This window comes from Massilioclostridium coli, from assembly GCF_900095865.1.
Classification (GTDB): domain Bacteria; phylum Bacillota; class Clostridia; order Oscillospirales; family Ruminococcaceae; genus Massilioclostridium; species Massilioclostridium facile.
Genome location: NZ_FMIZ01000005.1, coordinates 1 through 23,576, shown reverse-complemented (window position 1 = coordinate 23,576; position 23,576 = coordinate 1). Strand labels below are relative to the sequence as shown.

Sequence of the window (23,576 nt, the reverse complement as noted above, 5' to 3'; positions counted from 1 at the left end):
ATTTTGGAAAAATTTCTACAGCCCAAATTGTTAATAAATTAACAATTCTGCAAAATCCCCTTGATATTTCCAGCCATAGAGCATATAATAAAATTATCAAGCAGGATAGGAAGGCTCAAAAGCAATTCCTATTCAAATTATACGTCAAAATGACGAGTAGGAGGATTTTCTATGTTAGTATCCGCGAAAGAGATGCTGGAAAAAGCAAAAAAAGGCCATTATGCAGTTGGACAGTTTAATATCAACAATTTGGAATGGACACGTTCTATCCTGCAAACAGCAGAAGAGTTAAAATCACCTGTCATCTTAGGCGTTTCGGAAGGCGCTGGGAAATGGATGGTTGGTTACCATACCGTTGTAGGCATGGTAAACGGCATGTTAAAAGATATGAGCATCACCGTACCAGTTGCCCTTCACTTAGATCATGGTAGCTATGAAGGTGCCTTGGCTTGTATTGAGGCAGGTTTTTCATCCATTATGTTTGATGGTTCCCATTGCCCAATCGAAGAAAATATTGAAAAAACAAAAGAGCTAGTAAAACTCACAACAGAAAAAGGAATTTCCATCGAAGCTGAGGTTGGTTCTATTGGTGGGGAAGAAGACGGCGTTGTCGGCGCTGGTGAATGTGCTGACCCACAAGAATGTAAAATGATTGCGGACCTTGGAGTTACCATGCTAGCTGCTGGCATCGGCAACATTCACGGTAAATATCCCGCAAACTGGAAAGGTTTATCCTTTGAAACTTTAGACGCAATTCAAAAATTAACAGGAGATCTCCCTTTGGTATTACATGGTGGTACAGGGATTCCAGCCGATATGATTAAAAAAGCAATTGACCTGGGCGTTTCCAAAATCAATGTAAATACAGAATGTCAGCTTTCTTTTGCAGAAGCTACTAGAAAATACATTGAGGACGGGAAAGATTTACAAGGGAAAGGTTATGACCCAAGAAAACTGTTAAAACCAGGTGCAGAAGCCATCAAAGAAACTGTAAAAGAAAAAATGGAACTGTTTGGTTCGATTGGCAAGGCATAAAAAATAGAATTCTATATTATCTATATTAAGAGCAAAGCATAAAATGGCTTTGCTCTTTTTCCTGTGCACTTTTAGTATCTCTATTTTCAAAATATTCTGCTGGATCAAACGGTGCTACAAAAAACATATCGGAACATGAAATGGTCGAATCCAATCGAAGGTTATCAAAATAATGTTATAGTGTGTTTGTCCACTATTTTGGGAATGATAACGATATAGATTGGATAGATATTACTGAAACAATATCATTTTTTCAGATACATAGCTTACTATATTATCTAGGAGGTATTCATGAAACAAAAAACTTATTCAAAAGATATTATTTTAATATTGATAGCCAGCTTTTTCTATTTTTGTAGCCCCATGCTGATAACTCCCTTGATTACTGGTTTTTCGGGCAGTATTGGGGCTTCCGCTACCATGATGGGGATGATTGGCGGGTTCATGAATTTATGCTCCCTTGTTTGCCGCCCTTTTGTCGGGAATTTAGCGGACAAAATCAGCAAATATAAAGTTTCTTTTCTTGGCGCGGGATTGATGTGCCTTTCCTGTTTGGGATATATGGTTGCAACAAACCCAATGATTGTTTTTGTTGCCAGAATGATAAATGGCGTGGGGTTTGCCTGCTGCTCTGTTTGTATGGCTACCTGGATGTCCAACATGTTGCCCAACGAGAAAATTGGTTCCGGCATGGGGATTTATGGTATGATGAACGCCCTTGGCATGGCGGTTGCTCCTGCAATCGGTATTAGTATTTATCAAGTATTTGGTTATCGGCTCTCTTTTGGGATTGCTCTACTTACCTCTTTGATGACAATGATTATAATTCAATTTATTGGAAATAAAGGCGAGCCAGAACCCCAAACTCAAAAAGTAAAAACCAAATTGCAGATTGCGGAATGGAAAGCTGTCCCTGTTGCCATTATTATCATGCTGTTTTCCATTCCTTATTGTGCTACCCAATCCTTTCTTGTCAACTATGTACAAGCTCGAAACCTTTCTGTATCAGTAAGTCTGTTTTTTCCTCTTTACGCGGTTGTTCTATTGGTTCTTCGCCTTTGCCTGAAAAGCTTGTTTGACCGACTCCCTTTTCAATATTTTTTATTTGGCAGTTCTATCAGCGCTTTTGCTGGGATTTTGTGTTTGACGTTTCTGAAAAATAATATTATATTGTTTTTTGCTGCCTTATTTATGGCGGGTGGATATGGCATGATGTGCTCTATATGTCAATCCACCGCCATTTTATTGGCAGGGAAAGAAAAACGTGGGTTGGCAAACAGCACCTATTATATCGGGTTGGATTTAGGGATGGCTTTGGGCCCTGCGATTGGGGGATTTTTGTTTGGAAACTTAAATTTGTCCTTATTTTATCCCGCTTTATTGCTTACTGTTCCTTTAGCTATTATAGTATATTTCGTTGTAAAAATAAAAAATAGAGCCTCTTTTCAATAATAGACTTTTTATTTACAGAATACATTTTGTTTTTTACAATACCTTTTATACTCCCACATAATAATTATTGCTTTAAACGTAAGTTTGTCTTACACAGTCTCTAAAAGGGGATATTACCGGCTTAATCCCTATCAGGGGTAATGAATGATATTATCGCATCACACGCATTTTACCTGTAAACGGATCAAAAATGGTAATCTTTTCATTTACTATTTTTTGTACAGTCTTTCCTTTTTCAGCTTGCATAAAACTCGCTGTTACAATTGTTGCTATACTCTTTTTCTTTCCACGGTAAAACTGGGGGATTTTTTACATCTAAAGGTACCATATTAAAAACAATAACCTTATAATCAACTACAGAATTAGCATTTGAAACAAATTGTATAAACCGGAGTATTGCCTTGATGCCATCATTCACTGCTAGATAAAATCATTCCATACTTCAATTAACCGCTTTTTTATAATAACGAAAGTCATGACCTCTGGCAAAGCCGGAGGCTTGATTAAGCCCTAGAAGGGCATTTTACTGGCGGGCATCTAAAGACGCACTGAACATTCTTTCTCTTGCATCTACTGCTCCGCCACCCGTAAACGGGCACTTATGCTTCTTTCCGAGCTTGATGAACTTGCTAGATTGCTTGTTAGTAGCTCGCTTCGCTCGATACTTGAAGCGAAAGCTTTTTTACGAGGCACCTCCACCGGCATAGCCGGTGGTATCCCTAATCAATCAAAAAAGGAAGGTTCACTATGAACCTTCCTTTTTGGTTACAAGATATGAATTACTTTTTCCTGCTGAAGAGGAACAGTGCTGCACCTGCTACTGCTAATACTGCGATGCCTGCAATTGGGGCAATGTCCCCTGTTTTTGCTGCGTTCGCTTTGGTTGTTGTGCTTTCCTGTCCCGTTTGGGTAGCATTGTTGTCAGTAGTTGGTGTTTCAGTTTCTGTTCCTTCTACTGCTACTAAGCTATCCATTGCACTCTGTACATTGGTTACTGCTGCGTCTACTTCTTCCTGAGTTGCATTTTCATTTGCTAATACTGCATTCGCATCTTTTAATGCCGCTTCCAGTACTGCGTAGCTTTCTGCTGTGTATGCGTTCGCATCTATCTGATTTGCTTTTGCTACTACTTCTTCCAGGATAGATTTATCTGCTTTGTATCTCAGGTTCAACATTGCGTTTAACAGATTATCCGCTACTTCATTGATTTCCGTCTGCATTGCGTCTCCGTCTTTGTATACGCTCTGAGCTGCTTCCAATGCTGTGGTAAATTCCGCTTGACCTGCTTCTACATACTTACTCAGGTCGATTTCTTCTGCTGCTGCAATTAAGCTTGCTAATTCTGTTTTATCGCCTGCTACAAATCCTAATTTATGGATTTCGTTCAATAAGGTCTGCCATGCTGCATCCACTTCTTCTTGAGTTGCTGCATCATTTTCTGCAACTGCTTTCGCATTTGTCAACGCTTCATCAAAGGATTTTTGTACACTTTCGATGGCATTATCATATTCACCGCTTGCTTTTGCTGCATCTGCGTATTCGATAACAGAATTTAAGATACCTTTATCTGCTGTTTCTGTTTCATCTGCTACATAGCCATCTGCAATGCTTGCTACCAATTTACCATCTTGCAGTGAAAAGTTGTAGCCACCTGCTTCCAAGTTGAATTTTGCTGTCATTTGGCCATTGTGTTCTTCCATGCCTACATAAGTAATACCATCTATTGCTGTAAAGTCTGCTACTGCTTCTTCACTTACTGGCAAGTATAGGGTCGCGGTTGTATTTGCAGGTACTACCGCTTCATAAGAGGTCAATTCACCTTGATCCGCTGTCCAATTGGAAACGATAGTTCCATAATCTGATTCATAGCTACCATTGGTATAGGTAAAGCTTCCACCTGGTGTTGGCTGTAATTCAAAGCTCTGGAATCCTGCGGTATCATCCCTTTGGATACCAACCTGGTAACCCATCATCCATGCGCCTACCGCGCCTAAGGAATAATGATTGAAAGAGTTCATTCCGTTATTTCCACCATAGCCATTTTCTACGGTGTAGGAGTTCCAACGTTCCCAAATAGAGGTTGCGCCCTGGGTTACTGGATACAGCCAGGATGCATATTCGGTTTGTTCCAACATTTTGTAAGCATCTTCAATGTTACCACCTTCTGTCAAAGCTGGTAACAATGGGGCAGTCCCTACAAATCCTGTTGTAATCGTATAATTTTCTCTTGCGCATGCTTCTACCAAGTAATCTTCTGCGTATGGTTTGTTCGTTTCGTCAAATACATCATATGCCAATGGCAAAGAATAGGATGCCTGGGTATCCTGGACTTTTCCACTTGCAGTAGTTTTATGGGTTTCTGGGTCTACATAGGTGGCGTTCCATTCTGCTTTAATGCCTGCCGCGTAATCGCTATACAATTGGGCGTCTTCTGTTTCGCCAATTGCCGCTGCCATATCCGCCATTGCTTTTGTTACATAGTAGAAAGTTGCATTAGATAACATTGGGGTATCGGTAGAGGCAACGGACAGATGGTCTGCCAGGAAACCGGTGTTAGAAGTCAAATATTCCTTACCTGCTGCTTTTTTACTCATCATACCATCCATATGCAGCTTCATAGAATCGTAGTGCTCTGTGATGATGGAGGTATCTCCATACTGCAAATAGGTTTCATATGGTACAACAACACCTGCTGCCTGCCAGCAATATCCCAAATTCATGGCATTTCCTACAACAGCATTATAGCTAGGAGCGTATTTGTCGTAAGTACCATCTTGTTTACCCTGAGCATCTCTCATCAGGGATAGAAAGTTACCATAGAAAGAGTTCATATCCGCCATATAGGTTGCGGTTCTGGAGAATACCTGAGCATCTCCGGACCATCCCAGCCTTTCGTCACGCTGTGGGCAGTCTGTTGCGATGGACAGATGGTTCCCATAAGTGGATCGCATGATATTTTCAAACAACTGGTTTACCAGTTCGTTGGAAGAATCAAAGTTACTTGTCTGTTCTGTGATAGAGCTTAATACAATCCCTTTGATGTTTTCTTCTGGAATTTGTTCGTCTACGCCGGAGATTTCAATATACCGATATCCATGGAATGTGAATTCTGGTACAAAAGTTTCTCCGCCTTCTGCACCTTTCATCGTATAGCGGTCTGTACTCAATGCGGTTCTATAGTTTTCAGTTAAGATTAAGCCTGCCAAATCGCCATAGTTATATTCGTTGTTTTCTGGCAGATCTGGATAAATACTTTCACCAAATCTCAGTGTGATTTCTTGTCCCGCTTCACCTTCTGGCAAGGTAATCTGTGGGACACCTACCATGTTAGTACCCATATCATAGATATATACGGTGTGGTTATCATCCCCACGGGTTTCTTTGCTGACAAAAGTTGCATCCAGGGTTTCTACCTGTTTTACCCCTTCGTCTGTTTTTGCTACGATTTTTGGCTCATACCCACTTACTTTAGAATCCATTACGGTTGCCGCTCTCCATGCGGATGCGTCATAGTCTGGGGTATCCCAGCCTGCTACTGCTGCTTCCAGATTTGCGTCATAGGTTTCGCCATTAAAGTTTCCTGCGTATCTTACTGGTCCTTCCCCATAATACTGCCAGGTATCATCTGTTTTCACAATGGAGCTTGTCCCGTCCGTGTATTTGATTTCCATCATTGCTAGGAAGGACTGATGGTCACCATAGAAGTTATAGTCTGTTAAATTAAAGGATGCCTCGTCGCCATACCAGCCAGACGCCAATGTTGCGCCGATGGTGTTTTCCCCTTTCTGCAACAGCTTTGTTACATCATAGGATGTGTACTGAATTTGTTGGCGGTAATCAGAGTTACCAGGAGTAAAATATTCGTCTCCTACCCTCTGGCCGTTGATGCTCATTTCATAAATACCACGTGCAGTGGCGTACACAGTTGCACGCTCAATCTCTTTGTCCGCTGTAAAATCTTTTCTGAGCATTGGAATGGAACCATAGGATGGGTCCGCATAAGCAAGCATCCCTTTGTTCACCAAAATAGATCCATCTTCTTTTACGGTTACGCCTTTTATTCCTTCAAAGATATCATAGGTGGCGCCTGTATCTTTTCCAAACACTTCCGCCTGTGGTTCACGATAGTTTTTAATCGAGATATTAGAGAAATCAGTTGCTTTTTGATTATTTTCACTGGTGATAAAGCCAATGCTATTCAAACGTGGATATAACTCCGTACCACCTGGATTTAATGTTAATGCATCAGAAATTTTTTGACCATCAATGCTCATGCTTTCCATCTGGTTTCCGGAAATCACAATTTCATAATCATGGAAGCCATTTTTGTTTTTGTCATTGATGATTGTTTCTGGTACTTCGATTGTGGCGATTGGGGTTTCCACTGTATCTGTTGAACAATATCCTACACGGTACACTTCCACTGTTGCCGGCATTTGGCTAACATTCAGTTGGTATGCGATGTAGTTTTCCCCATGGATTAAATAGTTGTTGTAGATGGTTGCGCTAAACCTAGGATCATCCGCGCCAAATACAAATCCGGATTTTTCTCCGCCTTGTTTAATCCTCATGGTGTAGTTCATCCGGTATACTGGCATGGAAGCCGCATCCAAATACAGTTCATCCGCACCAATCCATTCAGCACCTTCCCATGTGCTTAAATCCTCGCTCATTAGCCCTGTAGTGAACTGTTCTGGTTCAGATACCACTGGAGTTCCATTTTTATCCCACACAGTTACCACCCATTCATATGCAGTTTTTGGCTGCAATGGAGTTGCTGTGCCCGGATATTCAACCCAAGTGGAATTGCTATCTTCTACTTTTCCGCTGTTCCAAACCTCTTCTCCTGTTTCTACATTGGTGACCCGGATTTGGTAAGCGGTTTGTTTTTGCCCGATTAGATTGGAATCCATTGCCCAACTAAACCTTGGGGTGGTATCATCCACTGTTGTTGCATCTTCCAGGGAATTGGTTTCCATAGAAGTAATTGTTGTACTGTATCCATTTGCTGCTGACGCAGGGATTACAGTAGCTGTCATACTTGCCAGCATAGCAACGGACAGCAATACAGACAATATTTTTGTTTTGAGATTTTTCATAGTTTCCTCCTCCTCAAAATTTTTGAAAATTCTCATGTAACTTACTGTATAACCCATTATAAAATGTTTTTGAAAAAATTCATGTAATTTGATGATTAATTTCAGGTATTCTGAAATCATTTGCAATTCATTTTCAGCAAATATCCTATACAATACATAAAAAATATGTTATAATTGCATATAATATTAAAAGTTAGGATGGCAGCAATATGGATAAATGGTTAGACCAAATAAAAGGGAGATGGCAGGGACGTACCAAGAATGGTGCTTCTTCTCAACCTTCAAAGCCGAATGACCTTGGAAAAAAACTGATGGATATCGTACGGGAAAAAGGGTATTATACGCTAAATATAGAAACATTTGGAGAAAATACAATAGTAGCCTTACCTCACCTTTATGACCCAGATTATAAGCAAAAACCCCTTTTTCATGTGCATAATTATTTTGAAATGGTGTATGTTTACCGTGGGAGTTGTGTACATGTCACCCACGATGAAACGATCCATCTCCACCAAGGGGATGTTTTACTGATGAACCCCCACATCCTACACTGGCTTTATCTCGAACATCCCACCGATATTGTGTTTAACATCTTGCTGTCCAAAGATTTTCTGGAACAGACGGTTTTCCCTTGGATGACGGACAACCGTTTAATGTTTAATTTCTTTTTGGATTACTTTTACCATTTAAACCAGGTGGAGGATTTTATTTTATTCCCCTATATCGAAAAATATCCGGTAGAGTCCCTTATTAAGCAATTAATTGAAGAATATGTAAATGATGATTTGTGTTGTGATTCCGCTTTAAAAGGGATTTGCCTGCAACTGTTTGCCCATTTGGCACGGATATGCAACGATTACTATGTCGCCAATGATACTGATATGAAAAATCATCAGGTAGCCATCCGAATTATCCAGTATATCCAGACTCACTTGGATACCATATCATTAGAGTCTGTTGCAAAGGAATTTAATTATTCTACTTCCCATATATCTCGGCTGTTCCGGAAAAGCTTAGGAAAAAGCTATTCCGAAGTTGTTTATAATATTAAATTACAAACCGCAAAAAAATTGCTGGAAACAACGTCGCTTTCCATGGGGGATATTGCTGACAATATTGGCGTAAACGATACCAGCTACCTTCATCGGATTTTCAAGAAAAAATATGGGCTATCCCCCTCGGAATATCGAAAACAAATGCAAAAATCCATAGATGAAGGATAGCTATTTTGTACAAAATTTTCTTTTATAAATTATCAATAACTGCTTAATTATAAAAATTTGTATTGACAATGTTTTTGTTTAATAGTATAATCAAAAAAAACGAAAACCAATGAACAAGAAGAGTAACCTAAAAGCAATATTCTCAGAGAGCTATGTGTTGCTGGAAGCATAGTAATATTATTTGGGTGAATGGGCTTGTGAGGGCAAACTGAAAGCAATGGTATTTGCAGATAGGGGCGACGGATTCCAACCGTTATTGTGGAGCATGTATGGTAGTACATGAAAAAGTGCGTTCATTATGAATGAATTTAGGTGGCACTGCAGGAGTTTTGATCTCTTGTCCTATGATTAGGGCAAGGGATTTTTTGTTTATAGAAAGGATGAGTTGTTATGAAAAAAATACCTTATAAGATTTATCTGGAAGAAAGCGAACTTCCAAAACAATGGTACAACGTACGTGCGGATATGAAAAACAAACCCGCTCCAATCTTAAACCCTCAAACATTAAAACCAATTACATTTGAAGAGTTGCGCCCTGTTTTTTGTGATGAACTGGTAAAACAGGAACTGGATGATACTACCCCTTATTTTGATATTCCCCAGGAAATTATTGACTTTTATAAAATGTACCGTCCATCCCCATTGGTGCGCGCTTACTGTTTGGAAAAAGCGTTGGACACCCCCGCTAAAATCTATTACAAATTTGAGGGGAACAACACTTCTGGCAGCCATAAATTAAATTCCGCCATTGCACAGGCATACTATGCAAAACAGCAAGGGCTAAAAGGGGTTACCACAGAAACCGGTGCGGGCCAATGGGGTACCGCCCTTTCTATGGCATGTGCTTATTTCGGGCTTGATTGCCAGGTGTACATGGTAAAATGCTCCTACGAGCAAAAACCCTTCCGTCGTGAAGTAATGCGCACTTATGGTGCCAGTGTCACCCCATCCCCTTCTGACACCACTGAAGTGGGAAGAAAAATTCTAAAAGAATTCCCGGGTACATCCGGAAGCTTGGGCTGCGCTATCTCTGAAGCGGTGGAAGCTGCTACTACACAGGAAGGTTACCGTTATGTATTGGGTTCGGTCCTCTCTCAGGTTCTACTACATCAGACTGTTATTGGTTTGGAGGCAAAAGCCGCTTTTGAAAAATACGATGAAAAACCGGATATTATCATTGGATGCGCTGGCGGTGGTTCCAACCTTGGCGGATTGATTTCACCATTTATGGGAGAAAAACTCAGAGGTGAAAAGGATTATCAATTTATCGCGGTAGAACCAGCCAGCTGTCCAAGCTTCACAAGGGGTAAATTCGCTTATGATTATTGTGATACCGGAATGGTTTGCCCGCTGGCAAAAATGTATACTCTGGGCAGCGGATTTATTCCATCCGCAAACCATGCTGGAGGTTTACGTTACCATGGTATGAGTTCCATCCTATCACAGCTCTATCATGACAACTTAATGGATGCGGTAGCGGTAGAACAGACTTCTGTATTTGAAGCAGCCGAAAAATTCGCACGGATTGAAGGGATTCTTCCTGCACCAGAAAGCAGCCATGCCATTAAGGTTGCCATAGACGAAGCAATAAAGTGCAAAGAAACTGGAGAAGAAAAGACAATCCTATTCGGTTTGACAGGCACAGGCTACTTTGATATGGTGGCTTACGAAAAATTCAATAATGGTGAAATGAGTGATTATGTTCCAACTGATGCGGATCTGGAAAAAGGATTTGCAGGGCTTCCAAAAGTAGATTTATCATAACATCAAAATAGTCAACTATGGATTGTATTCGGTACTGCCGTATTTTAATATTATCTTGAAAAATGATTGATTTTTTGAAACCAATCAATTCGTTTAGTAGTTAGTATATTATGTTGGACTTCTCCATGTTTTTATGGAGAAGTCCTTTTTATGATATTTAATCATATTGTGTTTATTGATAATATAATATTTTTTATCATAGAAGAGACAAAAAACATGCACCTTCAAAAAATGAAGGTGCATGTTTTAATATCGCCTTTATTTTGCTGCTGATAAATCTACATAGATTTGTTTTCGATATTCGGATGGAGACATATGAAACCTCGCTTTAAACACTTTATAAAAATAGTTGGCATCACTAAACCCAACCATTTGGGTTATCTCATTAATCGTTAAATTCTTATTTTCCAAATATTTTTTGGATTGGTTTAACCGCAAAAAATGGACAATGTCAGAAAAATTCTTACCGGTATAATTGGTTATAATCTTAGAAATATAGCTAGTAGAATACTGAAATTGTTCCGATAGTGATTTTAGTGAAACATTGGAGATATTTTGGTTAATATAAGCAATAATATCCACTACTAATTGGCTCTTTGGCGTATCATCTAAAATCTCTTGGTTTAATTTTCGGTAACTGCGGGAAAGCGTTGCAAATAACTTCACCAAAATAGCCTGCATCACGCTGGTACAGCAAATATCATGTGAAATATATTCCTTAATCAACATATCCACAATAAATTTTGTAGGATATTCGTCATCCTTCGGAAAATAGAGGTAGTTTGAAGTCATATTGATGTGATAGAGGTAGTTTACAAAAAAATTGGAAAACAACTTGTTATCCGCAATTAAAGACAACATAACATCCTCAAATACAGAAGGTTTGATGATAATATTGATAATGGTATTCTCATCACTTGGAGTAAACGGGGAATGTAACGCGTTAGGATTTAACAACATAAAATCCCCTTCTGATAATACCATTTCTTTTTCTGGAAGAATATTTAAACAGGAGCCTTTATAAACATAAAACAGCTCAAAAAAGTTATGGTTATGTAAATAAGGATCCCTTGTTTTTCCAAAATGGGGAAATAGAATAATGTTATCTGCCATTCCTTCAAAATGAAAATGCTCATAATAATCAATATATTGGGAAGCTTCCATTCCCTGTGTGGTATTTAAATCTCTTTTTAAACGGCATCCAGATGATTTAACTTTTTTTGCTAACTCTAATTTCAGATTAGACATTGGTTCTCTTCCCTCCTTTGTGTTTTATTATAACACAAACATTCAAAAAAATAATAGGTTTTTATGTAAAATTCAAATAAAAGCAGAATCCAGGAAAATTATCACAGTGGAAATATTTTCTCATCATGCTATAATTGGGATAAATCATAAATGTTTGGCCAATATTTGTGAATAAAGCAGTTTTAAACTGGAATTTAGGAAGGAGAAAATAATATGCGACATACTAAAATGTTAAAAATTTTCACCTCAGTGGTGGCTGCTGGTGTAGCAATCTCTGTGATGGTAGCTCCAATGTCATCCGCTGTTGACCAGATCATCAATGGTACGACGATTGTCAATGGAGTGGAAACAAAAATTTATGATTTGCAAACAAATTTCCAAGACAATCCAATCGGTATTGAGCAGGACAACATCCGTTTTAGTTGGAAAATGGATTCCAATTTAGTTGGGCAAGAACAGGTATCCTATCAGATCCAATTACATAAAGGCTCCGAAGATGGTGAGGTTGTTTGGGATAGTGGAGTTATAAACAGTTCCTTATCTTCTGCCATTCCATATGCAGGGGATCCGCTGGATTTGGAAACCAAATATTTTTGGACTGTAACTGTCATAGACAGCTTAGGTCAAGAAGAAACAGCTACAGCTCATTTCCAGACAGGTTGCGACTGGGGTGATACCCAATGGATTTATGCGGAAAACCAAAATCAACGTTCCCCATATTTCCGCACAGAACAAAAATTGGATTCCAGCAAAAAAGTAGCGAATGCTAGTTTATACATTACCTCTTTAGGGGTATATGATGCTTATATCAATGGGCAACAGGTAATGATGCAGGATGCAGAGGGAAATCCAATTGATGATACTCTGGCTCCAGGTTGGACAGATTACAACTCCTATATTTATTATCAGGGTTACGATGTTACTTCCTATGTACAAGACCAGAAAGATATTGCATTTGGCGTACAGTTGGGACGTGGCTGGTTTGCTGGCGGTATCCAAAGCTGGTGTGAATTTGAAAAACAGATTGGCGATAAATTGTCATTCCTGGCAAAAATGATTATTACATATGAAGATGGAACCAAACAAATTATTGATTCCAACACACAAGATTGGAAATCCTTTGATAATGGCCCATTGATTGATAACGACTTCTTCAATGGCGTTGAATATGATGCTAGAAAAGAAGCTTCTGTGGAAGGCTGGAACACCGTTGGATTTGACGATTCTTCCTGGGATGGCGTTACACAATTCACAGGCAAAGTTGGCCGTCTGGAAGCAAACAGCGGCGCAATTGCATATGTAGAAGACAACAAAATTCATCCAATCGCAAAAGACTCCTTTAAATACAGTGAAGTAATTGAATCCAAAGAAAATGGCGGTACATCTGAATATGCTACTGGAGAAGTCGTTCCAATTGCAGTAGATGTAAACCAGCCAATCGAAATTAAAAAGGGCGAAACCTTGATTTTGAATATTGGACAAAATATTGCCGGTTATAACACTATCACTGTTTCTGGTCCTGCTGGAACCCAGGTTGACGTACGTCAAGCTGAAATGTTAAACGATGGTAACTTAAACCCAACTGATAAACAAGGCGGAAGCTGCGGTCCAAAAGGCACTTTGTACTGGGCCGGTTTGACAGATGGCGGACAATTTAGGGAAACCTTAAACGATAAACCATTTGCCGACCGTTACTATCTGGATGGTGAAGGACAGGAAACCTTTACGCCAAATTTCACATGGCATGGTTACCAGTATGTTGAAATCACCGCAACAGAAGACATTACTCTATATGACTTGTATGCGGAAGATATTACCTCTGTAGGAGAAGAACGCGGATTTATCGAAACCTCCAATGCAGATGTGAACAAACTGTTTGAAAATACAAAATGGAGCCAAAAAGCGAACTACATTACATTGCCAACCGACTGCCCAAACCGTGCGGAACGCCTTGGATGGACAGGTGACGCTCAAATTTTTGCGCCAGCTGCTTTGTATCACTATGATGTAACAGCTTTCCTCTCCATTTACAATGATATGATGGATGACTTTGCGAAACGCAGCGACAATGCTTATGGTACCTTTGTACCAACAACACCTGGCAAAGGCTTTTTCGGTGGTACAATTGAAACTGGATGGAGCGATGCAGGGGTTATTATCCCATGGAATCTCTACCAGACTACTGGTGATACCAGCTACATTACCAAATATTATGACCAAATGGACGCTTATATGGATGCCTATTTTGCAAAAGGCTATAAATGTGCATTGGGTGACTGGGTAGGCTTCGAAAAGACGGATAATTCCTATATGAATGCAGTTTATAAAGTATACTGCTCTCAATTAATGAGCAAAATGGCTGCTGCAGTAGGCAACCAGGCAATGGTAGAAAAATATAATGGTTTGGAAGAGCAAGCAAGAGAATATGCCAAAACATACTTGGATACCATTGGAACCCATAAAGGCATGGATACACAAACCGGTATTATGTGGGCTTTAAGAGCAGGTATCTACAACAGTGAAGAACAAAAACAACAATTATACGATAGATTACAAGAAAATATCGCAAATGAAGACCAATCTTTCCGTCCAACTTCTTCTGAAAATACAATCTCTATTGGATTCCTTGGATTAAACGTAGTATTGTCCGCTATCACGGAAGTAGGCGGTGCGGAATCCGCTTATGACCTGTTATTACAAGACCAATATCCATCTTGGCTGAACCAGGTTAAATTAGGTTCCACCTCTATGTGGGAGCAATGGGATGGATATTCCGCTGAATACAGCTTTGGCTCTTCTGGAATGAACTCGTTCAACCACTATTCTTATGGTATTGTAAGTGAATGGCTGTACAAATACATGGCTGGTATCTCCGCAGATGAATCCAATCCTGGTTATAAATCAATTGTTCTACAACCAACAATGGATACTGGTACACAGTATAACAGCGAAGAACGTATCAATTATGTAAATGGTTCTTACGATTCTGCTTATGGAGAAATCGAATCCAACTGGACTTCTGACGAGGGCAATTTATCCACTTACGAAGCAGTTGTTCCAGCCAATACAACCGCAACCTTATATCTACCAGTATCCGAAGACGCTGTAGCAGAATTTGAAAATATTGACGGCGTTACTTACAAAGGTATGGAAGAACATAACGGTTTGATGACAGCGAAATTTAACTTGGAAGCTGGTGGATATAACTTCGCTATCACTGATGGTAAACTGACCGTATCTATGGCAGATGGTTATGTTGCTATGGCTGACAGAGGAATCATTAATAAAGTTATCGCATATGCGGAAAAAGAATTGGCTGACCCAGAATTCAACAATGTAATCCCATCCGTACAGGAATCCTTCAAAGCAGCATTGGAAAACGCCAAAGAAGTTGTCGCAAATGCAGCTTCTACCGAAGAAGACATTTACAGCGCATGGACTACATTGCTCAACGAAATCCATAAATTAGGTTTTGTAGCCGGAGATAAAGATAGTTTGTCACTGGTGATTCAAGCAGCGGATGAAATCAACGCAGATTTGGACCGCTATGTAGAAGCTGGAAAAGCAGAATTCACCACAGCATTGGACGCAGCTAAAACGGTTTACAATAATGGCGATGCAATGCAGGCAGAAATTGATGAAGCGGAAAACAACTTGTTAAACGCAATGCTGAATCTGAGATTTAAAGCAGATAAATCAATCTTGGAAGATGTAGTGACGGAAGCAATTGGAAAAGATGCAAATGCATACACAGCCGAAAGTTATGCGGTACTGACAGCTGCTGTAAATAACGCAAACGCAGTATTGGCAGACGAAAACGCAACCCAAGACGAAGTGGACACAGCAGTAGCAAACGTACAAACTGCAATAGATGGCTTAGTAGCAGTAGACGAAACAACTCCATCTACAGCACCAAACACCGATCCAGATCATCCAGTAGAACAAGGTACACAAACAGGCCAAGAATCTACAACCACAAAAGCAACCGCAGCAAAAACAGGGGACTTTGCTCCAATCGCAGGAATCGCAGTATTGGCAGCAGCAGGTGCAGCATTGGCAATCTCCCGTAAAAAGAAATAATCGTTTTTCCTTGTTTCACTTCTCTCTAAAAATAAAACAAAAAACTGAGGGTTTAGTTACCCTCAGTTTTTTTATTTCCTATTTATAGTCTGCTATTTCATCATACAATATGGAAGCCGTATATGGATATCTTACTGCCAACTGCAATATTTTTTCTCCATATGAAAGTGGTGCTTCTTCATCCACAAATAAGGAAAAAGAATAGTTTTTAAAGTAATGGAGCGGTGTATGATAAGGAAGAGATTGCTGTAATAAAATTTGTACCGCCAATCCATTTGCTTCTTCTAGTGTTAAAGATGAGTCAACTACCTTATTACAACTGGCTGAGATGATGTCAATTAAAGCAGCATGATCCGATTCTATTTCTAATAAGTTAATATAAAAAGAACGGGATATATGAGACCCCATAGCATAATTACACTGAAATATAACCGACACATGTTTCTCTTGATAATTATTTAGCATAAAATAAGCATCTTTATTCTCATCCTCATGAAAGATAGAATTCTTTTCATAAGTAAAATCAAACTTTTTTGGAATGATAGCATCGTTATCCATTGTATAGTGAAAATCTTGTTGTATCTTTTTATATGCTTTTGCAGTTTGCGGTACTTGATATTGGATCCATTCATTAAAGGAATTCCTATAACGGTAATCAACAATTATGTCACTTGTTATAATGATAATAGCGGATAGGAGTACACTAATAAAAACGGCAAACCTCTTTTCCATAGGCCTTCCACTCCTTTACCAGATTAAAAACAAATCATTGTTTTTAAAATCTCATATAAACATACATTCGAGCTGTGATATCAAAACCCACCATCCACTTATATCATTTTATTGGTTTATAGAAATTATCATTATCCAATATCTATACTGATTTTATCTTAAATCTGTAATCATTCTTATTTTTGCTTCTGTTGTTCTTTTAATTTATCACAATCAGTAAGTTTAATCTCAAATACCAATTTAGATACCTACGATATGATTTTAATAATGATGCCAAACAGTAAAATATAATTTTTTACACTATATTTATAAGTTACAGAGAAATAATCCATTTTCTATATACTATATTACCATATATTTTAAATTTTAAAAACGATTTTTAATAAAATATGTAACGAACCTATAGTTATTTTCTATGTAAATTATCATTTATCATAAATTCTAAGGAGCATTCCATAACTTTTTTCAAACCAAAATTAACAATTCTCTTTGTTATATGTGCACTATAAACTGCTATCCAATTGCTCTAAAAAGTGAGTTAGATATCTAGCCTTTCATCTTCAAAACGCTTTATGCTGTTCTACAGAAAACCCTATTACGACAACTTTTTCCACCTAAGTTTTATTCTATCAATAAACAATACAATCAAAACCATGAATTTATTAGTGGTTTCCTTAGATCCAAAAGGAGTCAGTACTTACCGACTCTTGGAAAAAATATTGAAGGACTACTATTGCATCGCTTGCCCCACTACTGATAAACCAGTCCGGATTTTCTTTCCCTACTCTTATGTAGCAAGAAAATCGTATAAAAAAATTCCTGAATTACTTTTGTGAAATCTTTCATTTCATTCTCAAACAAAATGTATTTTTCATCTGTTAGAATTTCTTATTTTTTTAAGAATTTTTTATTTATTCCTGATTCTGCCAGGGATTTTGTTAAACTTTTATAGGCAACAAAAAAAGCACGGGATAAATACCGTGCTTTTTGGAGCTGCTAACCAGATTCGAACTGGTGACCTCGTCCTTACCAAGGACGTGCTCTGCCTCCTGAGCCATAGCAGCATTGGCAGGGGTAAAAGGACTCGAACCTTTGGCACGCGGTTTTGGAGACCGCTGCTCTACCAACTGAGCTACACCCCTATAAAGTATAAAATTGAAATGGTGGGCCTTCGGGGACTCGAACCCGGGACCTACCGGTTATGAGCCGGTTGCTCTAACCAACTGAGCTAAAGGCCCACATATAAAATCCCAATTAAAAGAGAAACGGGTTTGGTGACCCGTACGAGAATCGAACTCGTGTTTCCGGCGTGAGAGGCCAGTGTCTTAACCGCTTGACCAACGGGCCATATTGGTGCGCCCTTAGGGACTCGAACCCTAGGCCCACTGATTAAGAGTCAGTTGCTCTACCAACTGAGCTAAGGGCGCATAAAAATGCAACCGCATATAATATGAAAACATGAGCGAGTATTCTCCTACTCGCTCTTGTTTTTAAGTGACGGCATTTTTCTATTTTCCCAGGCCGTCTCCAGCCAAGTATCTTCGACGTTGATGAGCTTAACTACTGTGTTCGGTATGGGAACAGGTGGATCCTCATCGCCATTAACACCGTCTATTTCTTTTGAAGGTTCAGTACCCTCAAAACTGAATAAGTATCACGATTTTAGAACATATCATTGGTCAAGCCCTCGACCGATTAGTACTCGCTAGCTTAACGCCTCACGACGCTTACACTTTGAGCCTATCAACCTCGTAGTCTACAAGGGGTCTTACCTGGTTAACCCAGTGGGATATCTTATCTTAAGGACGGCTTCACGCTTAGATGCCTTCAGCGTTTATCCGATCCGCACATAGCTGCCCTGCCGTGCCATTGGCATGACAACAGGTACACCAGAGGTGCGTCCATCCCGGTCCTCTCGTACTAGGGACAGCTCCTTTCAAATATCCTACGCCCACGACAGATAGGGACCGAACTGTCTCACGACGTTCTGAACCCAGCTCGCGTACCGCTTTAATTGGCGAACAGCCAAACCCTTGGGACCGAATCCAGCCCCAGGATGCGATGAGCCGACATCGAGGTGCCAAACCTCCCCGTCGATGTGGACTCTTGGGGGAGATCAGCCTGTTATCCCCAGGGTAGCTTTTATCCGTTGAGCGACGGCATTTCCACTCACATACCGCCGGATCACTAACTCCAACTTTCGTTACTGCTCGACTTGTCAGTCTCGCAGTTAGGCTCGCTTATGCGTTTACACTCTAATGCACGGTTTCCGTCCGTACTGAGCGAACCTTTGAGCGCCTCCGTTACCTTTTAGGAGGCGACCGCCCCAGTCAAACTGCCCACCTAACAATGTCCCCCGACCAGATTCATGGCCGCAGGTTAGAATTTCAGCACTCCAAGAGTGGTATCCCAACGATGGCTCCACAAAAGCTGACGCCTTTGCTTCCTAGCCTCCCACCTATCCTGTACATGAAATACCAAAATCCAATATTAGGCTACAGTAAAGCTCCATGGGGTCTTTCCGTCTAGTCGCGGGTAACCGGCATCTTCACCGGTACTACAATTTCGCCGGGTGGATTGTTGAGACAGTGCCCAGATCGTTACACCATTCGTGCGGGTCAGAACTTACCTGACAAGGAATTTCGCTACCTTAGGACCGTTATAGTTACGGCCGCCGTTCACTGGGGCTTCAATTCAGAGCTCTCACTCCTCCTCTTAACCTTCCAGCACTGGGCAGGTGTCAGCCCCTATACGTCATCTTTCGATTTAGCAGAGACCTGTGTTTTTGATAAACAGTCGCCCGGGCCTATTCTCTGCGGCTCTATTGCTAGAGCACCCCTTATCCCTAAGTTACGGGGTCAACTTGCCGAGTTCCTTAACAACCCTTCTCCCGTTGGCCTTAGAATCCTCTTCCTACCTACCTGTGTCGGTTTGCGGTACGGGCTCCGAAGATATCCACAAAGCTTTTCTCGCCTTCATCCAAGTGTACTTCCTTACTCTAATTTCAGTCCCTTACGACCGGGTCTACCAACGCCCGGCTTACACCCTTCTAAAGTGTCCCTTTGCTTAAATCTTTTGGAGGCTACGGAATATCAACCGTATGTGCATCGGCTACGCCTTTCGGCCTCACCTTAGCTCCCGGCTTACTAGGAGCGGACGAACCTTCCTCCTAAAACCTTAGGCTTTCGGCCATTATGATTCTCACATAATTCTCGCTACTCATTCCGGCATTCTCACTCGTATACAGTCCACCACCGCTTCCGCTATGACTTCTCTCCGTATACGACGCTCCCCTACCCCTGATACTTACGTATCAAGCCCAAGCTTCGGTGTACATTTTAGCCCCGTTAAATTTTCGGCGCAGGACCACTCGACCAGTGAGCTATTACGCACTCTTTAAATGTGTGGCTGCTTCTAAGCCAACATCCTGGTTGTTTTCGCAATCCTACATCCTTTTCCACTTAAATGTACTTTGGGACCTTAGCTGTGGGTCTGGGCTCTTTCCCTTTTGACTATGAGACTTATCTCACACAGTCTGACTGCTGCCCATGATTATCCGGCATTCAGAGTTTGATAAGTTTCGGTAGCCTCTCGGCCCCTAGACTATTCAGTGCTTTACCTCCGGTAATCTTTATGGCAACGCTAGCCCTAAAGCTATTTCGGGGAGAACCAGCTATATCCAAGTTCGATTGGAATTTCTCCGCTATCCACATCTCATCCCCTACCATTTCAACGGGAGTGGGTTCGGTCCTCCATGACGTGTTACCGTCACTTCAACCTGGACATGGATAGGTCACCTGGTTTCGGGTCATACGCATGAAACTAAACGCCCCATTCAGACTCGCTCTCGCTTCGGCTCCGAACCTGAAGTTCTTAACCTTGCTACATACGTATACTCGCCGGACCATTCTACAATAGGTACGATATCACACTTTGACGTGCTCTATCTGCTTGTAAGCACAGAGTTTCAGGTTCTATTTCACTCCCCTCCCGGGGTTCTTTTCACCTTTCCTTCACAGTACTTTTCGCTATCGGTCATTAGGTAGTATTTAGGCTTAGAGGGTGGTCCCCCTATCTTCCCACGGGGTTTCACGTGTCCCGCGGTACTCTGGATACTGCTAGCTCTGATCTGTTTTCGGATACAAGACTTTCACTTCCTTTGGTGTGCCTTCCCATGCACTTCTCCTAACTCGTCAGATACACATTGCAGTCCGAACCCCAAAGATATTGCTACCTTTGGTTTGGCCTCTTTCCCGTTCGCTCGCCACTACTAGGAAAATCTCGGTTGATTTCTCTTCCTCGCCCTACTTAGATGTTTCAGTTCAGGCGGTTCCCCTCATATACCTATGGATTCAGTATATGATGACAGTGCATAACCACTGCCGGATTCCTCCATTCGGAATTCTACGGATCGATGTCTGCTTGCGACTCCCCGTAGCATATCGTTGCTTACCACGTCCTTCATCGGCTCCTAATGCCAAGGCATTCTCTCTGCGCTCTTTGTAGCTTGACCATTTGAATTATGTTCTCCAACTTTTTCAAATTGTAGTAGTATTTTTACCCTTTTTTAAAAAAGATATTTGTCTTAACTACTTTTATCGCTTTACTTATTCAGTTTTCAAGGTACTTCTTCTTTGTTACTTTTTCAAGTAACTTGGTGGGCTCAAGTGGACTCGAACCACCGACCTCACGCTTATCAGGCGTGCGCTCTAACCACCTGAGCTATGAGCCCATGTTAGATTCGGCTGTCGGTCTCTCTTTTCCCTGTTCAACCTTTCGGTTGTGGTGGAGATGAGGAGGATCGAACTCCTGACCCCCTGCGTGCAAGGCAGGTGCTCTCCCAGCTGAGCTACACCCCCATTTTCCAGGGTTTCTAGGTTGCCGCTTTTCCCATCAATTATTTTTCTGAAGACTCAGGGCCTTCAAAATTAAACAATATAGCTCCTAACACTTACCATCCTGTCAGTTCTCCATAGAAAGGAGGTGATCCAGCCGCACCTTCCGATACGGCTACCTTGTTACGACTTCACCCTAATCATCAACCCCACCTTCGACAGCGCCCTCCTTGCGGTTAGGCTACTGGCTTCGGGTGTTGCCAACTCTCATGGTGTGACGGGCGGTGTGTACAAGGCCCGGGAACGTATTCACCGCGGCATGCTGATCCGCGATTACTAGCAATTCCGGCTTCATGCAGGCGGGTTGCAGCCTGCAATCCGAACTGAGACTATTTTTAGGGGTTTGCTCCTCCTCGCGGTATTGCTTCCCTCTGTTAATAGCCATTGTAGTACGTGTGTGGCCCAGGTCATAAGGGGCATGATGATTTGACGTCATCCCCACCTTCCTCCGTTTTGTCAACGGCAGTCCCATTAGAGTGCTCTTGCGTAGCAACTAATGGTAAGGGTTGCGCTCGTTGCGGGACTTAACCCAACATCTCACGACACGAGCTGACGACAACCATGCACCACCTGTCTCAACTTTCCCCGAAGGGCACCTAACATATCTCTATCTCGTTAGTTGGATGTCAAGACCTGGTAAGGTTCTTCGCGTTGCTTCGAATTAAACCACATACTCCACTGCTTGTGCGGGCCCCCGTCAATTCCTTTGAGTTTCAACCTTGCGGTCGTACTCCCCAGGTGGATTACTTATTGTGTTAACTCCGGCACGGAAGGTTGACCCCCCCACACCTAGTAATCATCGTTTACAGCGTGGACTACCAGGGTATCTAATCCTGTTTGCTACCCACGCTTTCGAGCCTCAGCGTCAGTTAAAGCCCAGTAGGCCGCCTTCGCCACTGGTGTTCCTCCTAATATCTACGCATTTCACCGCTACACTAGGAATTCCGCCTACCTCTACTTCACTCAAGAACAACAGTTTTGAACGCAGTTTATGGGTTGAGCCCATAGATTTCACATTCAACTTGCTGTCCCGCCTACGCTCCCTTTACACCCAGTAATTCCGGACAACGCTCGCTCCCTACGTATTACCGCGGCTGCTGGCACGTAGTTAGCCGGAGCTTCCTCCTCAGGTACCGTCACTATCGTCCCTGAAGACAGAGGTTTACAATCCGAAAACCTTCTTCCCTCACGCGGCGTCGCTGCATCAGGGTTTCCCCCATTGTGCAATATTCCCCACTGCTGCCTCCCGTAGGAGTCTGGGCCGTGTCTCAGTCCCAATGTGGCCGTTCAACCTCTCAGTCCGGCTACTGATCGTCGACTTGGTGAGCCGTTACCTCACCAACTATCTAATCAGACGCGAGCCCATCTTACAGCGAATTTCTTTGATTATCTTACCATGCGATAAGTTAATGTTATGCGGTATTAGCGTTCGTTTCCAAACGTTATCCCACTCTGTAAGGCAGGTTGCTCACGTGTTACTCACCCGTCCGCCACTAAGATAGTCCATCGTCACCCCGAAGGGATCTAACAGGTATCTCCGTTCGACTTGCATGTGTTAGGCGCGCCGCCAGCGTTCGTCCTGAGCCAGGATCAAACTCTTAATTTAATCATATCAAAACATCCTCTCGGATGATTTAATCTAGCTCGTATTACTCGAATACGCTAACGTCATTTTTTCTAAAATAACTAAAACTCTTGAATTAACAAGGATTGGTTCGTTTTCGTTACTTACTATATTGTTTAATTTTCAAGGTCCTGTTTTTGTCGTTTCTTGACCGCTGCCCTCAAGCAGCTTTACTATTTTATCACATCTCTGTGATTTTGTCAAGCTTTTTTGAAAGTTTTTTGTTTCTTTCGTTTCGCTTGCCTCAGAAGCGACTTATTTATTATATCATATCGCTTCCTCTTTGTCAAGATGTTTTTTCATCTTTTTTCGTTTCTTCCTTTTTGCTCAACGGCGCCTCTTGCCCTCCCGGCCGCTCTTCCGTTGCAGCTTTAATAATATATCACACCTTCTCCCTTTTGTCAACTACTTTTTCCTTTTTTCT

At 41.3% G+C, this 23,576-nt stretch carries 8 protein-coding genes, 7 tRNA genes, 3 rRNA genes and 1 other annotated feature; of the genes, 5 read left to right on the top strand and 13 right to left on the bottom strand.

Going from position 1 to position 23,576, the window contains the following annotated elements:
- Positions 1-171: 171 nt before the first annotated feature.
- The gene (gene fba, locus BQ2683_RS00620; protein WP_069986811.1) at positions 172-1,035 is read left to right on the top strand and encodes a class II fructose-1,6-bisphosphate aldolase; all 864 of its coding nucleotides are present in this window, start codon (positions 172-174) and stop codon (positions 1,033-1,035) included.
- Between the two features lie 291 nt (positions 1,036-1,326).
- Complete coding sequence (locus BQ2683_RS00615) at positions 1,327-2,487, top strand: MFS transporter (protein WP_069986810.1); 1,161 nt, start codon at positions 1,327-1,329, stop codon at positions 2,485-2,487.
- Positions 2,488-3,266: 779 nt separating this feature from the next.
- Here the strand turns inward: BQ2683_RS00615 and BQ2683_RS00610 are convergent.
- Positions 3,267-7,586, bottom strand: a complete 4,320-nt coding sequence (locus BQ2683_RS00610; RefSeq protein ID WP_069986809.1) for a family 78 glycoside hydrolase catalytic domain — start codon at positions 7,584-7,586, stop codon at positions 3,267-3,269.
- Positions 7,587-7,795: 209 nt separating this feature from the next.
- Here BQ2683_RS00610 and BQ2683_RS00605 point away from each other — a divergent pair, with 209 nt between their 5' ends.
- Both BQ2683_RS00605 and BQ2683_RS00600 read left to right on the top strand, forming a co-directional pair.
- Positions 7,796-8,809, top strand: a complete 1,014-nt coding sequence (locus BQ2683_RS00605) for a helix-turn-helix transcriptional regulator (RefSeq protein WP_069986808.1) — start codon at positions 7,796-7,798, stop codon at positions 8,807-8,809.
- Positions 8,810-8,909: 100 nt separating this feature from the next.
- Positions 8,910-9,157, top strand: a binding site (T-box leader).
- 42 nt (positions 9,158-9,199) lie between these two features.
- Complete coding sequence (locus BQ2683_RS00600) at positions 9,200-10,573, top strand: TrpB-like pyridoxal phosphate-dependent enzyme (protein WP_069986807.1); 1,374 nt, start codon at positions 9,200-9,202, stop codon at positions 10,571-10,573.
- Positions 10,574-10,831: 258 nt separating this feature from the next.
- On the opposite strand, the gene BQ2683_RS00595 is transcribed toward BQ2683_RS00600, so the two are convergent.
- Complete coding sequence (locus BQ2683_RS00595; RefSeq protein ID WP_069986806.1) at positions 10,832-11,821, bottom strand: AraC family transcriptional regulator; 990 nt, start codon at positions 11,819-11,821, stop codon at positions 10,832-10,834.
- Between the two features lie 213 nt (positions 11,822-12,034).
- Between BQ2683_RS00595 and BQ2683_RS00590 the strand changes: the two genes are divergently transcribed.
- The gene (locus tag BQ2683_RS00590) at positions 12,035-15,901 is read left to right on the top strand and encodes a family 78 glycoside hydrolase catalytic domain (protein WP_069986805.1); all 3,867 of its coding nucleotides are present in this window, start codon (positions 12,035-12,037) and stop codon (positions 15,899-15,901) included.
- A gap of 78 nt (positions 15,902-15,979) precedes the next feature.
- Here BQ2683_RS00590 and BQ2683_RS00585 read toward each other — a convergent pair whose 3' ends face one another.
- From BQ2683_RS00585 to BQ2683_RS00535, 11 genes are all read right to left on the bottom strand, one after another.
- The gene (locus BQ2683_RS00585) at positions 15,980-16,633 is read right to left on the bottom strand and encodes a hypothetical protein (protein ID WP_069986804.1); all 654 of its coding nucleotides are present in this window, start codon (positions 16,631-16,633) and stop codon (positions 15,980-15,982) included.
- A 988-nt stretch (positions 16,634-17,621) separates the two neighbouring features.
- A tRNA-Thr gene (locus BQ2683_RS00580) sits at positions 17,622-17,697 on the bottom strand.
- 2 nt (positions 17,698-17,699) lie between these two features.
- Positions 17,700-17,775: transfer RNA gene (locus BQ2683_RS00575), tRNA-Trp, on the bottom strand.
- 19 nt (positions 17,776-17,794) lie between these two features.
- Positions 17,795-17,871, bottom strand: a tRNA-Ile gene (locus BQ2683_RS00570).
- A 34-nt stretch (positions 17,872-17,905) separates the two neighbouring features.
- A tRNA-Glu gene (locus BQ2683_RS00565) sits at positions 17,906-17,980 on the bottom strand.
- Positions 17,981-17,984: 4 nt separating this feature from the next.
- Positions 17,985-18,060: transfer RNA gene (locus BQ2683_RS00560), tRNA-Lys, on the bottom strand.
- Between the two features lie 68 nt (positions 18,061-18,128).
- A 5S ribosomal RNA gene (gene rrf, locus BQ2683_RS00555) occupies positions 18,129-18,245 on the bottom strand.
- Between the two features lie 63 nt (positions 18,246-18,308).
- Positions 18,309-21,146 (bottom strand): 23S ribosomal RNA (locus tag BQ2683_RS00550).
- Between the two features lie 142 nt (positions 21,147-21,288).
- A tRNA-Ile gene (locus tag BQ2683_RS00545) sits at positions 21,289-21,365 on the bottom strand.
- A gap of 51 nt (positions 21,366-21,416) precedes the next feature.
- Positions 21,417-21,492, bottom strand: a tRNA-Ala gene (locus BQ2683_RS00540).
- 117 nt (positions 21,493-21,609) lie between these two features.
- Positions 21,610-23,134: ribosomal RNA gene (locus BQ2683_RS00535) — 16S ribosomal RNA — on the bottom strand.
- Together the 16S, 23S and 5S rRNA genes with 7 tRNA genes alongside form the textbook arrangement of a ribosomal RNA operon.
- Between the last annotated feature and the right edge of the window lie 442 nt (positions 23,135-23,576).

Bases quoted from the DNA above. Each gene is read 5' to 3' on its own strand.
- fba (WP_069986811.1), top strand. From the start codon at position 172: ATGTTAGTATCCGCGAAAGAGATGCTGGAAAAAGCAAAAAAAGGCCAT.
- BQ2683_RS00615 (WP_069986810.1), top strand. From the start codon at position 1,327: ATGAAACAAAAAACTTATTCAAAAGATATTATTTTAATATTGATAGCC.
- BQ2683_RS00610 (WP_069986809.1), bottom strand. From the start codon at position 7,586: ATGAAAAATCTCAAAACAAAAATATTGTCTGTATTGCTGTCCGTTGCT.
- BQ2683_RS00605 (WP_069986808.1), top strand. From the start codon at position 7,796: ATGGATAAATGGTTAGACCAAATAAAAGGGAGATGGCAGGGACGTACC.
- BQ2683_RS00600 (WP_069986807.1), top strand. From the start codon at position 9,200: ATGAAAAAAATACCTTATAAGATTTATCTGGAAGAAAGCGAACTTCCA.
- BQ2683_RS00595 (WP_069986806.1), bottom strand. From the start codon at position 11,821: ATGTCTAATCTGAAATTAGAGTTAGCAAAAAAAGTTAAATCATCTGGA.
- BQ2683_RS00590 (WP_069986805.1), top strand. From the start codon at position 12,035: ATGCGACATACTAAAATGTTAAAAATTTTCACCTCAGTGGTGGCTGCT.
- BQ2683_RS00585 (WP_069986804.1), bottom strand. From the start codon at position 16,633: ATGGAAAAGAGGTTTGCCGTTTTTATTAGTGTACTCCTATCCGCTATT.